Consider the following 13,179-nt stretch of genomic DNA (forward strand, 5'->3'; position numbering starts at 1 on the left):
TGCGAGAAGTTGAATGTGCCGCTCTTCAGGCAAGCAGACATTCATGATCATACAAATAGGCGTATCTCAAATCAATGAAAAGAAAATGCTGGTCGGTTAATGGAAAACTGAATGTGCGGACCATTTCTTTCGTTTCTATATCAGAGTAAAGGTCCGAAAGTAGACCAGCGTGCGACTCCCTCATTTTCATCACATTTTCCAGAAAATATGGACGGAAAGCCCAGTTGGATCCTTTTTTATCCGTTTCCACAAACCACTCGTCTTCTTTTTTACGGAAGTTGGAGGATACCTGCTGACCATCCATATGGCAAATGAACATACGGAAGCTTTCATTGTGAAACTTCTCCGTCACACCATCAATAAACGCATCTGATTTCTTTGGTCCTTCCCACCTGGCCAGGAGCTGCCTCACCTTTGCTTCCCAATGTTTCACATACTGCTGGCGATTTTCCAACAGGCGTTTTTCCCGCTGTACAAAGCCGCTCATCCGTTCTTTGATATCCACCGACAGCGCCCCTTTACCGACAGGGTCGAAGGATGGAAGGGCAAGGTAATATCCCTGATAGAACCTGCTGCCGTGCTTCCAGGCAAAATACAATTGAAAATCATCCTCGATATTCTCAAATAAAAGAGCCGCCCCGATCCGATGGGCGAGCATAGATAACGAGTACATGATATCCTGAAAAGCATCCCCATCCTGTCTGCGAATGATCCCTGTATCAATTTTTAAAATATGGGGTTCCAAAAGCCTGATCCGGTCGATATTCGAGCTCTTTGCTCCAACATGATCCACGGCAATCTGAATACCGTACGTTTTAAAATACAGCAGAAGGTGGTTCAGGGTTTCAAAGTCTTCATCAAAATCATGTTCAGTCACTTCAATGACAATACGACTCAGGTCAAACCCCTGGTCCTTGAATTGAAGGAGCGACTGCAGGAGATCATCCCCATTGTTCACCATCAGCTGCTTAGCATTGCGGTTAATAAACAGCAGACCTTCTTTCCTGTTATCCATCATCGTTTGGACCGCTTGAGTGAGGACGACTTGATCGACCTCCACTTTGAATTCCTCCGGCACGTCCGTATCATGGAAAAAGGGACCAAGACTCTCCCACGTTTGATTCTCTTTATAACGGGCCAGCACCTCATATCCGATCACATCGTGATTAATTGCACTGACAATCGGTTGAAAGACAGGCTTTATTCTATGTAAGTTCCCTACAATATCCAGTGGATCCATGAGTCTCCTCCTTTTCACGTCATTCTATTATTATACAATACAAGCCGTATTCAGCTAAAGCATGTGTTTGACAAGGTGATTTTGCCGCTTCATCCATACAAGTATCTAAGAAAACTCATATACTAAAAGAGATTCTTGAGAGGAGAAAGATTGATATGAAAACCATTGTCATTGACCCGGGGCACGGAGGTACAGATCCAGGTGCCGTTTACCGAGGGTATCAGGAAAAGACCTTTAACCTATCCATTGCCCTCAACGTCCAGCGTTATCTTACGGAGCATTATGAAGCTGAAATTGTGATGACGAGAACATCCGATATAACGGTTTCCTTGAGCAGGCGGACAGCAGCCGCTAATGCTATCGACGCTGACTTCTTCCTATCGATCCACAATAATGCCGCCGGTGGAAGCGGCTTTGAAAGTTATATCTATAACGGGGCTCTTGCTCCGAATACTCAAGCTTACCAGTCCATCATCCATAACACGATTTATCAAACGGCTTCAAAATACAGAGTGAACAACCGCGGCATGAAACAAGCCAACTTGTTCGTCACCCGCGAAACACATATGAGTTCCCTTTTACTCGAACTATTATTTGTCGATCACCCCGACGACCTGGCCCTGCTGAGAAACTCCACATTCATCAACGACATATCCAGAGCTATCGCGGAAGGAACAGCCAAAGCTCTACAGCTGCCGAAGCTTTCCAGCGCCGCATCGCCAGTGAGCTCCACGTTATACAAAGTGATGGCTGGATCTTTCCAAAGCAGAGAAAACGCAGAACAAAGAACCGAATTCCTATCTCAAAACGGTGTCGCTGCTTTTATCGTGCCTGCCTCCGTCTCAGGCAGTGTCTATTACCGTGTTCAAACAGGAGCCTTCTCTAAGGAAACAAATGCCAAATCACAGGTAGAACAATTAAAGCGGATAGGGATTGCAGACGCGTATATCCTTGCCGGAACCGACAAATCCGAATCCCCTGTGCGTGAAGATGATCTGTACCGGGTCATTGCCGGATCGTTCAGAGAAAGGAAAAATGCCGAGGAACGGGTGAACCTGCTTACCGCTGCCGGATTTCCATCATTTATCACGACTTTAGATATTGACGGCCTCACCTATTACCGTGTTCAAGCCGGCGCTTTTCAAGAAATGGATCATGCGAAAGCTCTTGTGCAAAAATTGAAGTCGTTCGGTATCATCGACGCCTTCATCTGGTCGGGTTCTGATCTGCCACCCTTACCAGATTCACCAGCCCCTGAAACACCGGAGGACAAATGGACAATTCTTGGGCAGAGCGTGATTATCGGTTGTCAGCTTGACCAATTTGTCCGTTCGGTCTATCCAGATGCTCCACAGCTTGGTAGGTACTATAGGGTATACGGAAACCTTTACGGCATACGAGCGGATATTGCATTCGCCCAGGCCGTTCATGAAACGAACTATTTCCGTTTCACGGGCGATGTACAAAGAGATCAAAATAATTTTGCAGGAATTGGAGCTGTAGGCGGTGGAGCTGCCGGGGCATCCTTTTCGACACCCGAAGAAGGTGTTCACGCTCAGATTCAACACTTATATGCCTATGCTTCCAGCGACCCGATTCCCGAAGGGGTGAAGCTTGTAGACCCACGATTCGATCTTGTTGCACGGGGAAGCGCGCGCACATGGACCGCGCTGAATGGAAAATGGGCTGTACCCGGCAATCAATATGGTCAGCTTATTTTATCAATCTATGAACGAATGGCTGAATACACGCAGAAGTCTATAGAAATCCAGCAGCAGACCCTGCAAAAACTTATTCAAGATTTAAACTAATAAATAGAACCGGTTGCTTTACAGGAACCGGTTTTTCGTTTTAAAACAGGAACATTACTTCTCTTTTGTTTCTCTTGGCTTCATCGTTGTAAAGGATATGAGTTCCCCCCAGCTCCGTCCTTTTTTATCCAATACGGATGTTGCGGCAGAGACCAACAGCCACCACCCGTTGGTCAACAGCACCGGGCCGAATCCAAGAACAGCTCTTACCATGGATTGAAATACATGGGGGCTTCCTCCATGCGTCGATACGACAGACATATTTGTCAGCAGCATGCCTAAAGTTCTGCCCTGTAGGAATAATGGCAGAACCATCAACGTGCTCAGGTGGATCGTGATAAAGGCCTGCCAGAATACAGGATTGGGATCAAATCCCCTCCCGGTATCCTGCAGATACGTGTAAAGGGCAGCCCATATTCCGGATATGAGCAGCTCCCCGCCAAATCCTAGAAATTTCAAAAACAAGTATTTACGGCGCATAAACTTCCCTCCTTGTACGTATCCTATGGATTCTTTCTGGATAAGGTCAGCCCATTATTCCGTCTTTTGTCACGCTTGTGAGCCATCATGAAGTGACAGTTTCGTTAACGTTCGACATCATGAGATGATTTTCAAGCGGATTTTTTATATACTATTCCTGCAGTCTATTAAGAGATGGGGTATTACTTTGGAAATAAAAAAAGATTTTAATTATGTACCATGGGTGGTGGGACTATCCATTGCTATCAATCTAATTGTGGTGGCCTTGTTGTTCCTTCCGGAGATTGGAAGCGAGACCAGCTTTGATATTACGCTGCTCCCGTTACTCAATGCCGTATTCAATTCCTTCACATTCGTGTTTCTTTTGGCGGCTTTATTTATGATTATCCGAAAGAACATTACGTGGCATAAACGGTTCATTTTTGCTGCCTTTACAACTACAGCCTTGTTTTTAGTTTCATATCTCACGTACCATTCCATGTCTGAATCAACGTCCTTCGGCGGCGAGGGTCTGGTGGCGAGTATTTATTACTTTATTCTGATCACCCATATTGTGCTGGCCGCACTTATTGTACCCCTGGCCCTGTTAACACTGTTCAGAGGTCTGGCAATGAAAGTGGATAAACATAGGAGAATCGCCCGCTGGACGATGCCAATCTGGCTTTATGTCAGTTTCACAGGCGTCGTTGTCTATTTAATGATTTCTCCATATTACTAAGAACAGTCACGTGTCTTTGGATACGTGGCTTTTTTCTTTTTTATATTACAAAAACAATAAGTAGACGGGAAAAGTTGGCTATTTTCCAAGATATTTGTTATTGTAGAATAACAGCCGGTAGGTATCGAAGCCGGTTAAGTCTATGAAAATATAATGAGCACATGTCCAACCAGCTTACGGCCATAAGGAGACTAACTAATGGACATTCTTAACTTTATCAAGGAAGAAGGATTTACGTCTGCAAGATTCCAATCGTTCGCAGGGAAAGATACGCTCATTCAATTGAACCGGATTACGGACATGAAGGAACTATTCGGCCTGCTTGATATGAACCCGACAACTGTGCGGTACTATCCTTATGAAAAACTTCCTTATCTGGACTGCTCTCAGAATGAAGACAACTTAAAATTAAGATTGTTTAAGCCATAAAAATAACCGGGATACATAACACATGTATCCCGGTTTTCTTTATTCCTTTATATTTCTGAAAAAGGAGCCTTCACAGCAAGTGGTCTTTTAACCAAGGGTGATCTCCTTCAGGTCATCCACTGAGTAGACGCTTGTGAAACATCGTCTGATTCAACCATTAACAAAAGCAGCACCGATACTCCCGGTCACCAGGACGTCCCCCTCATGAATCAGGACACGGATAACCATAAAACCAGCGCCTGATGCTAAGTGAAACAAACAGGTATGAGTCCGCTTATCTTTGCTCCTCCCTCTGTGCTGGTTATCCCCACTGTATAAAGAACCGATTTCCTCTATCGGGAGATAACGGGAAACAGGGTTCCATAAAGAAGGAAGGGGCTGGGAATAGATAAAAAATGCCCCTTTTTCCAACCTCCACGTACGACAGAGGCGCTATGGCCTCTATTTCCTTTTACCATTCCTCTTGAAAAGCATGGATAATTTTCCAACGCCGAACTGCCATAATTCCTTTCCATTGTTGTTCGGCTACAGCAAAAGCTTTTGTTCCGTCTCCCCAGTCCCAGGTGATATCCCAGATGCCTTCTTCCTTCAGCGTCTTCAAATAATAACGGATGTTTTCCAATACTAAAGGTTTATATTTAGCATATAACGGATGCTGTGGGGACGATATTATGTCAGTCGGAAGAGCACCGTACCCACTTCCCCATTCCGAAGGATCCTGACTAAAGCAGTTCTCGCCTAAAGCAAGAAGGTGGGACTGCACCTGATCAAGTCCATAAGGCATTAGATTATGAACATGTCCTTTATGCTTGTCCAAGGAGATCAGTAGATTTTGAAAGCACTGCCATTCGTGGAAATCCATCTGACTGACACTCATCAAATGTTCGACAGCTTTAACAGCACCAGCCACACCCGTTTCCCAGGCTTCCGTATCCCGTTGGGAGCAGTCGATGAGAAAACCGGCCAATTCCGCCGCCGGGTTAAACATCCAGTTGGACTGCACCCCTTCCCTCCACGACCACCAGGGTGCATGAGGAAAATGGTTGACCTCAGGAACAACCGAGGGCCACATCCCTGATTGACGATCATACGAGCGAAGCAGGTAGGAAACCATCTGTTGAAGCATCGGCTCTTTGGAAGATACATTCAATTCAGTCAGCACTTGGGAAGCTGCCCATGTGGCCATTGGAGAAGAAGCTGGAAGTTGAAAATCCGGCTCAATTCCGTGACCAAAACCTCCATCTTCATTTTGGAACGCACTCAAATAATCGAGGACTTTTTCTTTAGGACCTCTTCCAAAAAGAGCTTCCCATCTGGCGGCTTCCAATGGACGTGCATACCGCTTTATCCACCTGTTTGTCCGATGCATGTGATTGTTCATGACTGTCTCCCCTTCCTGTTGATGGTATCCCTTGTCTTCTGATTGCCCGACTCTTTTATTCCACTCAATAAATGACGGATTCTATTACCCTCAGCGTACCACGATTGGAAGATTTTGAAAATGAACTCTATCGTTCGTATTCATAAAAAAGAGAATAAACATTTACAAATATTCCAACATCCGCTACGATAGAATCAATACAAAAAACTGTATACATATGAGGCACTAGGGGAGCTGCTGCGAGCGGCTGAGAGGATGATCCGACCCTTGGCACCCGAACTAGATAATACTAGCGTGGGGAAGTGCAGCCGTTCTATCAATCAGGCCTTTACAGGTTTTATTCATCGATCAACGGACTGCATTCCCATGGGATGCAGTTTTTTTGTGTTTAAAAAAAGGAGGAATGATGGATGGATCAAGTTTGTGGTACATCAAAAATTGCCGGATGTTCGTTTTCTATACATCCGATGAGTGATGAGTTTGCGGGTATAATTCTGGAAAGCTTAAAGAAAGTGGATACATCTAAAGTATGGCTCGATACCGATGATGTCACAACGACGGTACGGGGACGAGTGGAACATATTTTTGATGTGACGAAGGCCATCCTTCTTCATGTATCCAAAACAAATGTTCATGCGGCTTTTCATGCGACTTATTCAATTGGGTGCCCGGGAGATTCGGCTGGAGATACGTATATGGCTGAATCCCTGCACCGGAGGAATGAAGACGCCTCCCGCTCGATCACCCAGCCATTGGCAGCTAAGTTTTCCCTGTATCCAATGGGAGGGGGCAGCTATATGGATACAATATACAAGCAGATTGAAGCGATGAAATCGAAGGGCATCCAAGTGACGCCCGCCCACTATTCTACAAGGCTTGACGGAGATACCCATACGGTTTTCGAAGGGTTGGAAAATGTTTTCCGTGAGACAGAAGCTTCAGGGTCGTCTCACACTGTCATGACTGTATCGGTGTCGGTCAACAGCCCTTCCTCAAAGGAGAGCATCTTATGAAAAACTGGAAACTCAAAGAAATCGTTGTTCTATCTGTTTTGTCTGTCGTTTTCGCTGTTGTCTACCTCGCTTTCCTGCCTGTTGGAAAACTTCTCTCAGGTCTCTTTGGTCCAATCGGATATGATTTTATCTTTGGTATCTGGTTCATCGTATCCATCATTGCCGCCTATATTCTACGCCGCCCGGGCGCAGCTTTTCTCTCTGAAACCATCGCAGCGACAATTGAAGTTCTGCTTGGAAATGCTTCCGGACCTATTTTAATCTTAACGGGAATGGTTCAGGGACTCGGAGCTGAAAGTGCGTTTGCTCTGACGCGTTACCGGTCTTATCATCTTTCTGTACTCATGCTCGCCGGCGTGATGGCTGCCGTTTTCAGTTTCGCATGGGGGTATTTCCAATCCGGATACGCTGCGTTAAGTGGTGGATACGTTGCTGCCATGCTGATTGTCCGTATGGTCAGCGGCGCTGTGATTTCCGGAGTATTTGGTAAAGCCATCGCTGACGGACTTGCACGTACCGGCGTCCTTTCCAGTTTTGCTCTCGGGCGGGAACTGAGAAAGAAGAGGGCTTCCTGATGAAGACGGCTGTACAACTGGAAAACCTGACGCTTACGTATGAAGAAAATGAAAAAACCGTATTGACGGATATTACCCTCTCCATCCAAAACGAACAGGACACCCTCATCCTTGGCCCGAGCGGTTCAGGAAAAAGCTCACTTGTCCAATGTATAAACGGGCTTTACCCGGAGGATTTGGATTTCATTACAACTCTGACTTCCATAAAAAAAACAAGGAGTCTTACCTTGATTGTAATCGAACACAGATTAGAAGGATGGCTGGAGCTTCTCAAGCATGTCGTTGTACTCCATTCCGATGGAGGGATTCTTACTCAGGGACCGTTAAAAGAAGTCCTCAATAACCAGGCCCGCGCCATCCACAATCAAGGTATCCGGCTTCCCTATGCTGTGCAGTACAGCATAGACGAAGGCAGCCCTCCTCCCTATCCATTTACCCTGGAAGAACTGACGCAGCGGGACATTGAAGTTCCTTCAGGTGTCCGTCACCCGAACCGACGTGGGAAGCCGCTCCTGGAATTATCCGATGTTCAGTGGAAAGCTATTTTACAGGATCTTACGTTGTCCCTTTATGAAGAAGAATGGATTGCTGTGGTAGGGGCGAATGGAAGTGGCAAATCCAGCCTATCCAAAATAATGGCCGGCATCACAAAGCCCGACAGAGGCACGGTTACATGGAAAGGGACATCCATGAAGAAATGGAAAGCGGACGACTTACGGTCACAGGTGGGGTACGTTTTTCAAAATCCGGAGCACCAATTTGTAACCGATGAAGTGTTCGAGGAAATTGCGTTCAGTTTAAGACAGCGGGGAACACCCGAATTGGAAATATGCCGGCAGGTTGAACATCTGCTCTCCCTTTGCCGATTGGATGGATTAGACAAGCATCATCCTTATCAGTTAAGTCAGGGGCAGAAACGCCGCTTAAGCGTGGCCACGATGATAGTGGAAAATCAATCACTTCTCTTGCTGGATGAACCGACTTTCGGCCAGGATGCAGTCTCCACCCAACAGCTGATGGCTCTGCTTGAAAAGCGCTTTCAACAAGGGACCACCTTATTTATGATCACACATGATATGGAGCTTGTTCACCACTATGCGACAAGGGTGATCGTGTTGGAACAAGGAAGGATCGCTTACGATGGTCTCCCAGAGCATCTGTGGAAACATAACCGACTTTCGGATTGGCATATTGAACCTCCCCTTCCTGTTCAACTGGATCGATTATTAATAGAAAGGAGCTGCCTTCATGTCCCTTCATACTCTTAATCCTGCCATGAAAGCCTGCACGATAATCGGACTCGTCTTTGTCCTTGCCTTTTTATTCGATCCTGTAACGCCTTTTGTCTTCACAGGATTCACAATCGCTTTGACATTGATTTTCGGCAGGTTTCGGAAACGAGTATATCTCCTATACCTCTCAGCGTTCACCCTGTTCGCCTTCGGGATGCTGTGGACGACCATTGCCTTTGCCGATGAACCAGCCAGGCCCGGCGAGACTATCCGCCTTGCTGGTTTTCTGTTCCCAAAAGAAGACTTGTTGATGGCTCTGGCGCTTTCCTTTCGTGTAATGGCCTTTGCCGCCTTATCTCTTTTGTTTGTATTTACGACAAACATGGTTCATTTCATATTAAGCCTCATTCAACAGCTGAAACTGCCTCCGAAGCTTGCTTATGGACTGATGGCAGGATACCGTTTCCTTCCAATGATGAAAGAAGAATTCGATCAGATCCGGGCGGCCCACCGGATACGTGGAGTCACAGAATCCAAATCAGTAAAAGGAAGATTCAAACAGCTGAAACGCTATTCCATCCCTCTTTTGGCAGGCGCTGTAAGAAAAGCAGAGCGAACAGCTGCTGCGATGGAGTCCAAAGGATTTACGGGGGAACGGTCACGTACGTTTTACAGACCTATGAAAATCAGCACAAAGGACTGGGGGTTTCCTCTACTCATGTTTACGGTGCTGGGGGCATTGATCGTTCTGTCTATTCAATTGGACTATTTCCAATGGTATAACGGCCAGTTTTAAATCCATGTTGAGCTGGATATCTCCCCGGATATTACTAGAGAAAAAAAGAGAGGGCGCCCTCCCTCTCTATCATTCCATTCACTTTAAATAAAGCACTTACCAAAAACGCTGAATTATTCTTCGCCGACGATGGACCGGATGTAGGATGCCTCGTTTTGTGACAACTCCGAAAACCGGATACTATTCCACGTCTGTCCACTACGGATCCCAAGCACAGCCCTGTCTTCTTCAAACCAAACCCTTGCATCCAGAATGCCGATGGAACGCTCCGGACTGATCAACTTCAAGGTTACATCTGGATTTTCCATGTCCACAGATGCCCCTTCCATCGGCTTTTGATGCAGCAAAATATTGAGCATCGTATCCAGTTCAGCCTGATGCTCTCCATTATGAAGTGTGGCAGACGTTTCTTTATTTTCTCCTGCTTTCACGGCAGTCAGCGTATAGGAAGGCGTGTCACCAACATACACAGCAGCCGCATACCCTCCACCAAAAATAAGTGCAATACCGGCTATCCATAATAAAAGTTTCCCTATGTTCATTGGTTACACATCCCTACTTTGACGTTTACTGAATTCGGTACGCAGTATGGAATACATATAGGCATGATGATTTTCTCCATTTTGAAACAGGTAGCCCCGCAGCAGGCCCTCTCTAAGAAACCCTGTTTTCTCAAGCACTCTTGATGAAGGAGTATTCGCCGGGAAGGTAACCGCTCCCACCCTGAACAGCCCTAATTCTTCGAACGCATAAGTGAGAACATGTGCAACTGCTTCCGTAATCAATCCCCTTTTCCAATAGCCGGGGTGCAGTTCATATCCTATTTCAGCTTTTCTGCCCCAGAGGCTTAAATGACTCAGCCCCACCGTACCGATAAACTTTTCTTCTTCGCTGAGCAAAATACCCCATCGGATAGCCTTTTCAGACTTAAACTGTTCTTTAAAGGTTTGAATCATTCCGTCAGCTTGATCCCGGTGGGTGAGGGAAGGCATCCCAATATACTTTGTCACTTCGTCTCTGGACAAGATGTGAAAATAGTCATCAATATATCCATCAGTCATTTCCACAAGACGCAGCCGTTCTGTAGTCAATTCCTTAAACTCCATATCGTTCCCCCATCCGCCATCCTGAGCCTATTCATCTAACTTAATCCTTTATGTCCGAAATAAAATCATGCTGTCTGTCATGTTATAACCGTTTTTACGTACATAAAAGCGATATTCACTGGTTAACCCTTGCGAACCGGGCACTTCCCACACGACAGCCTTATGATGGATGACTGCTGTTTTGTAATCCAGCCCCGACTGTGTAAGCTTAGAAGCTGTTTTGTTATAATCTATCCGCAGGAACGTTGTGTACACTCCTGTTTTTTTATTTGAAAACAGATAGGAAAATAAATGATTCACTTGCATTCAAGAACCTTCCTACCCTCTACTTTATCATAATTTTCCAACAACTATAACCCTGCCATATGGAATCAAAGAAGAATAGAATAAAAGATTGACGACTCCATGAGGTTGGAATATTATACAAGTGTAGACAGCTGAAAGAACGATAACCAGCTCTTCACTACCCCGTTTGAAAAAGCGAACAAAATATTCATTCACCCTCATTCCCGGGTGGAGTCATTTATTCTGATTATGAAGGAGAAATCAGCCTATGCTTGCCAAACTTTTCAGCTGGATCAAAACCGGATTTCCTCAAGTGGATCTAGTCTTATCAGGAAACCAATTCAAACCCGGCGATTCAGTCCAGGGCTCTTTTCACGTTAAAGGGGGACTCACCCATCAAACCATTCAACGTCTGGAATGTGACTTATTTAAAAGGGAAGCAGGAAGAAAACCGGCTTTCATCCAGCCCATTACAACCATCTTAATGAATAGAGAACTTGATTCCAACGAAGAAACTCAGTACCCGTTCCATTTCGTCCTGCCTGAAGACATGGAACAGAGCTCTCCCGATATCGCCTATGTTCTTCAAACGAAACTTGTTCTCGGAAATAACCGTAAAACATCCGATACGGATGAGATTCGTATCACTCTTCTTCCTCATTAAGGGAAAGATTAAAAAAGCGTCATCCTCCATGGATGACGCTTTTCAGCTGCCGGCAATTTAAAATTGAAATTCCCCCTCTTCCATCAGCAGGATTTCATTTCCGTCCTCGTTTATGCCAGTTACTTTCATATCTCCAGTACCAAAGGTCACATTAACGGACAATAGCGATGTATTCAGCCCAGCTGTCTTCAACTCTTTCACAGATTGATTCATGCCGTTCTGAATATTGGAAGGAGAAGCATGCCCAATTCCGATATGACAGGATGTATTCTCATCAAACAGTGTGTTGTAAAAAAGAGTATCCTCCTGAGCAAGTGGGGATGTATGAGAGACGAGAGCGATTTCCCCGAGGTAATGGGATCCCTCGTCTGCAGCAATAAGATGCTCCAGCACTTCCTGCCCCTCTGCCGCATAATAGTCCGTAATCCGACCGTTTTTAAAAATCAGATAAAACCCATCAATAACACGTCCCTCATAAACAAGGGGTCTACTACCTGCCAGTCTGCCATTCACTTTATTTCTATGGGGAGCAGTAAATACTTCTTCGGTAGGAATGTTCGGAAAGAATGGGATATCTTCTTTATCTGAGACTCCCCCGCCGATATAGAGATGGTTTTCAGGTAGACCAACGTGTAAATCAGTTCCCCAGCTATTCTTAAAATGCAGGGATTCAAATTGGCTCTCATTCAGGAAATTCTTCCGGGACTCGAAGGCTGCATGGTGCGTTTTCCAATCCTTTACAGGGAAATCCCCGTCTGCCCGGGCCCCTTTTAAAATCGACGTCCACAAGGATTTTACAGCTTCTTCTTTACGTAGGTTCGGGAATACCTTCAATGCCCAGTCAACACTCGGTACAGCCAGAAGACACCAGCGTATCTCGTGGGATCTAACCTTATTGTGATAATCCCTCAATTTGGTACGAGAAGCTTTTTGAAAACGGGCCACCCTTTCAGCAGAAACCTCCTTAAACATCTCCGTATTCTCAGTAATAATATGGATATAAGCGGCGTCTGCCTCTTCCCATTCCTTAAAACGGGCGGCCTGCCAATCCGGATAGTACCCGATGATGCGATCTGGTGCATGTAAGAAAAATTCTTTGGCAGACTGTACATCAGTCCAATCTATATGTACGTTTGATGCACCTGCCTTATAGGCTGCCGTTTGAATGAGACGTGCAAACGGAGCATTTTGGATATCACTATGAATAATCAACATCTGCTGTTTTTGTAGATTCACACCAACTTTTACAGCGAGTTCTGCGTACTTGTATAATGCTTCTTCACTTACACACTCATAGATTCCTGTAGTCATTTGATAACTCCCCAGAAGTAGTATGATAGATTCTCCTGCCAGGCTCTCTTCTGCTTTGATCTCCCAGCTTTGTATGACAAAACAGCAAACCGCGCTGTGCAGCTGTTTTTCGAACTTAACGTAAGGCATGAAATTAAG

At 45.4% G+C, this 13,179-nt stretch carries 15 protein-coding genes and 1 riboswitch; of the genes, 8 read left to right on the forward strand and 7 right to left on the reverse strand.

Annotated elements, in window-relative coordinates; genetic code table 11:
• Window positions 1-25 precede the first annotated feature (25 nt).
• Window positions 26-1,240, reverse strand: a complete 1,215-nt coding sequence (locus H615_RS0107235) for an EAL domain-containing protein (protein WP_027954519.1) — start codon at window positions 1,238-1,240, stop codon at window positions 26-28.
• A gap of 155 nt (window positions 1,241-1,395) precedes the next feature.
• Here H615_RS0107235 and H615_RS22620 point away from each other — a divergent pair, with 155 nt between their 5' ends.
• Window positions 1,396-3,051, forward strand: a complete 1,656-nt coding sequence (locus tag H615_RS22620; RefSeq protein ID WP_084163037.1) for an N-acetylmuramoyl-L-alanine amidase — start codon at window positions 1,396-1,398, stop codon at window positions 3,049-3,051.
• A gap of 54 nt (window positions 3,052-3,105) precedes the next feature.
• On the opposite strand, the gene H615_RS0107245 is transcribed toward H615_RS22620, so the two are convergent.
• Complete coding sequence (locus H615_RS0107245; RefSeq protein ID WP_027954520.1) at window positions 3,106-3,531, reverse strand: RDD family protein; 426 nt, start codon at window positions 3,529-3,531, stop codon at window positions 3,106-3,108.
• A 181-nt stretch (window positions 3,532-3,712) separates the two neighbouring features.
• On the opposite strand from H615_RS0107245, the gene H615_RS0107250 reads away from it, so the two are divergent.
• Both H615_RS0107250 and H615_RS0107255 read left to right on the forward strand, forming a co-directional pair.
• A complete protein-coding gene (locus tag H615_RS0107250) occupies window positions 3,713-4,249 on the forward strand; it encodes a DUF420 domain-containing protein (protein WP_425306999.1) in 537 nt (178 codons plus the stop codon).
• 198 nt (window positions 4,250-4,447) lie between these two features.
• Window positions 4,448-4,678, forward strand: a complete 231-nt coding sequence (locus H615_RS0107255) for a hypothetical protein (RefSeq protein WP_027954522.1) — start codon at window positions 4,448-4,450, stop codon at window positions 4,676-4,678.
• Between the two features lie 451 nt (window positions 4,679-5,129).
• Here the strand turns inward: H615_RS0107255 and H615_RS0107265 are convergent, their stop codons facing one another.
• Entirely contained in the window at window positions 5,130-6,059 is a 930-nt protein-coding gene (locus tag H615_RS0107265) for a hypothetical protein (RefSeq protein WP_027954524.1), read from the reverse strand.
• 217 nt (window positions 6,060-6,276) lie between these two features.
• Window positions 6,277-6,377, forward strand: a riboswitch (TPP riboswitch).
• A 92-nt stretch (window positions 6,378-6,469) separates the two neighbouring features.
• On the opposite strand from H615_RS0107265, the gene H615_RS0107270 reads away from it, so the two are divergent.
• The 4 genes from H615_RS0107270 to H615_RS0107285 are packed head-to-tail and all read left to right on the forward strand — an operon-like array spanning window position 6,470 to window position 9,675.
• On the forward strand, window positions 6,470-7,072 hold the full coding sequence (locus tag H615_RS0107270) for a YkoF family thiamine/hydroxymethylpyrimidine-binding protein (protein WP_027954525.1): 603 nt from the start codon (window positions 6,470-6,472) through the stop codon (window positions 7,070-7,072).
• On the forward strand, window positions 7,069-7,647 hold the full coding sequence (locus H615_RS0107275) for an ECF transporter S component (RefSeq protein ID WP_027954526.1): 579 nt from the start codon (window positions 7,069-7,071) through the stop codon (window positions 7,645-7,647). The genes H615_RS0107270 and H615_RS0107275 overlap by 4 nt, the downstream gene beginning before the upstream one ends.
• On the forward strand, window positions 7,647-8,915 hold the full coding sequence (locus tag H615_RS21005) for an ATP-binding cassette domain-containing protein (RefSeq protein WP_051254613.1): 1,269 nt from the start codon (window positions 7,647-7,649) through the stop codon (window positions 8,913-8,915). Before H615_RS0107275 ends, H615_RS21005 begins: the two co-directional genes overlap by 1 nt.
• Entirely contained in the window at window positions 8,896-9,675 is a 780-nt protein-coding gene (locus H615_RS0107285; protein WP_027954527.1) for an energy-coupling factor transporter transmembrane component T family protein, read from the forward strand. The genes H615_RS21005 and H615_RS0107285 overlap by 20 nt, the downstream gene beginning before the upstream one ends.
• A 113-nt stretch (window positions 9,676-9,788) precedes the next feature.
• Here H615_RS0107285 and H615_RS0107290 read toward each other — a convergent pair whose 3' ends face one another.
• Genes H615_RS0107290 through H615_RS0107300 form a run of 3 tightly spaced genes read right to left on the reverse strand, consistent with a single transcriptional unit; the run spans window position 9,789 to window position 11,087 of the window.
• On the reverse strand, window positions 9,789-10,217 hold the full coding sequence (locus H615_RS0107290) for a hypothetical protein (protein ID WP_027954528.1): 429 nt from the start codon (window positions 10,215-10,217) through the stop codon (window positions 9,789-9,791).
• 3 nt (window positions 10,218-10,220) lie between these two features.
• The gene (locus tag H615_RS0107295) at window positions 10,221-10,781 is read right to left on the reverse strand and encodes a GNAT family N-acetyltransferase (RefSeq protein ID WP_027954529.1); all 561 of its coding nucleotides are present in this window, start codon (window positions 10,779-10,781) and stop codon (window positions 10,221-10,223) included.
• A gap of 48 nt (window positions 10,782-10,829) precedes the next feature.
• Window positions 10,830-11,087 carry a hypothetical protein gene (locus H615_RS0107300; protein ID WP_027954530.1) on the reverse strand — a complete coding sequence of 86 codons (258 nt, stop codon included), beginning with the start codon at window positions 11,085-11,087 and terminating at the stop codon, window positions 10,830-10,832.
• A 247-nt stretch (window positions 11,088-11,334) separates the two neighbouring features.
• Between H615_RS0107300 and H615_RS0107305 the strand changes: the two genes are divergently transcribed.
• The gene (locus tag H615_RS0107305; protein ID WP_027954531.1) at window positions 11,335-11,730 is read left to right on the forward strand and encodes a sporulation protein; all 396 of its coding nucleotides are present in this window, start codon (window positions 11,335-11,337) and stop codon (window positions 11,728-11,730) included.
• 57 nt (window positions 11,731-11,787) lie between these two features.
• On the opposite strand, the gene H615_RS0107310 is transcribed toward H615_RS0107305, so the two are convergent.
• Window positions 11,788-13,041: an aminopeptidase gene (locus tag H615_RS0107310; protein WP_035531364.1), complete on the reverse strand. Its 1,254-nt coding sequence runs from the start codon at window positions 13,039-13,041 to the stop codon at window positions 11,788-11,790.
• Between the last annotated feature and the right edge of the window lie 138 nt (window positions 13,042-13,179).

This window comes from Halobacillus kuroshimensis DSM 18393, assembly GCF_000425705.1.
GTDB classification, from domain to species: domain Bacteria; phylum Bacillota; class Bacilli; order Bacillales; family Halobacillaceae; genus Halobacillus; species Halobacillus kuroshimensis.

Coding starts and splice junctions, on each gene's coding strand:
- H615_RS0107235 (WP_027954519.1), bottom strand. CDS start 1,240: ATGGATCCACTGGATATTGTAGGGAACTTACATAGAATAAAGCCTGTC.
- H615_RS22620 (WP_084163037.1), top strand. CDS start 1,396: ATGAAAACCATTGTCATTGACCCGGGGCACGGAGGTACAGATCCAGGT.
- H615_RS0107245 (WP_027954520.1), bottom strand. CDS start 3,531: ATGCGCCGTAAATACTTGTTTTTGAAATTTCTAGGATTTGGCGGGGAG.
- H615_RS0107255 (WP_027954522.1), top strand. CDS start 4,448: ATGGACATTCTTAACTTTATCAAGGAAGAAGGATTTACGTCTGCAAGA.
- H615_RS0107265 (WP_027954524.1), bottom strand. CDS start 6,059: ATGAACAATCACATGCATCGGACAAACAGGTGGATAAAGCGGTATGCA.
- H615_RS0107270 (WP_027954525.1), top strand. CDS start 6,470: ATGGATCAAGTTTGTGGTACATCAAAAATTGCCGGATGTTCGTTTTCT.
- H615_RS0107275 (WP_027954526.1), top strand. CDS start 7,069: ATGAAAAACTGGAAACTCAAAGAAATCGTTGTTCTATCTGTTTTGTCT.
- H615_RS21005 (WP_051254613.1), top strand. CDS start 7,647: ATGAAGACGGCTGTACAACTGGAAAACCTGACGCTTACGTATGAAGAA.
- H615_RS0107285 (WP_027954527.1), top strand. CDS start 8,896: ATGTCCCTTCATACTCTTAATCCTGCCATGAAAGCCTGCACGATAATC.
- H615_RS0107290 (WP_027954528.1), bottom strand. CDS start 10,217: ATGAACATAGGGAAACTTTTATTATGGATAGCCGGTATTGCACTTATT.
- H615_RS0107295 (WP_027954529.1), bottom strand. CDS start 10,781: ATGGAGTTTAAGGAATTGACTACAGAACGGCTGCGTCTTGTGGAAATG.
- H615_RS0107300 (WP_027954530.1), bottom strand. CDS start 11,087: ATGCAAGTGAATCATTTATTTTCCTATCTGTTTTCAAATAAAAAAACA.
- H615_RS0107305 (WP_027954531.1), top strand. CDS start 11,335: ATGCTTGCCAAACTTTTCAGCTGGATCAAAACCGGATTTCCTCAAGTG.
- H615_RS0107310 (WP_035531364.1), bottom strand. CDS start 13,041: ATGACTACAGGAATCTATGAGTGTGTAAGTGAAGAAGCATTATACAAG.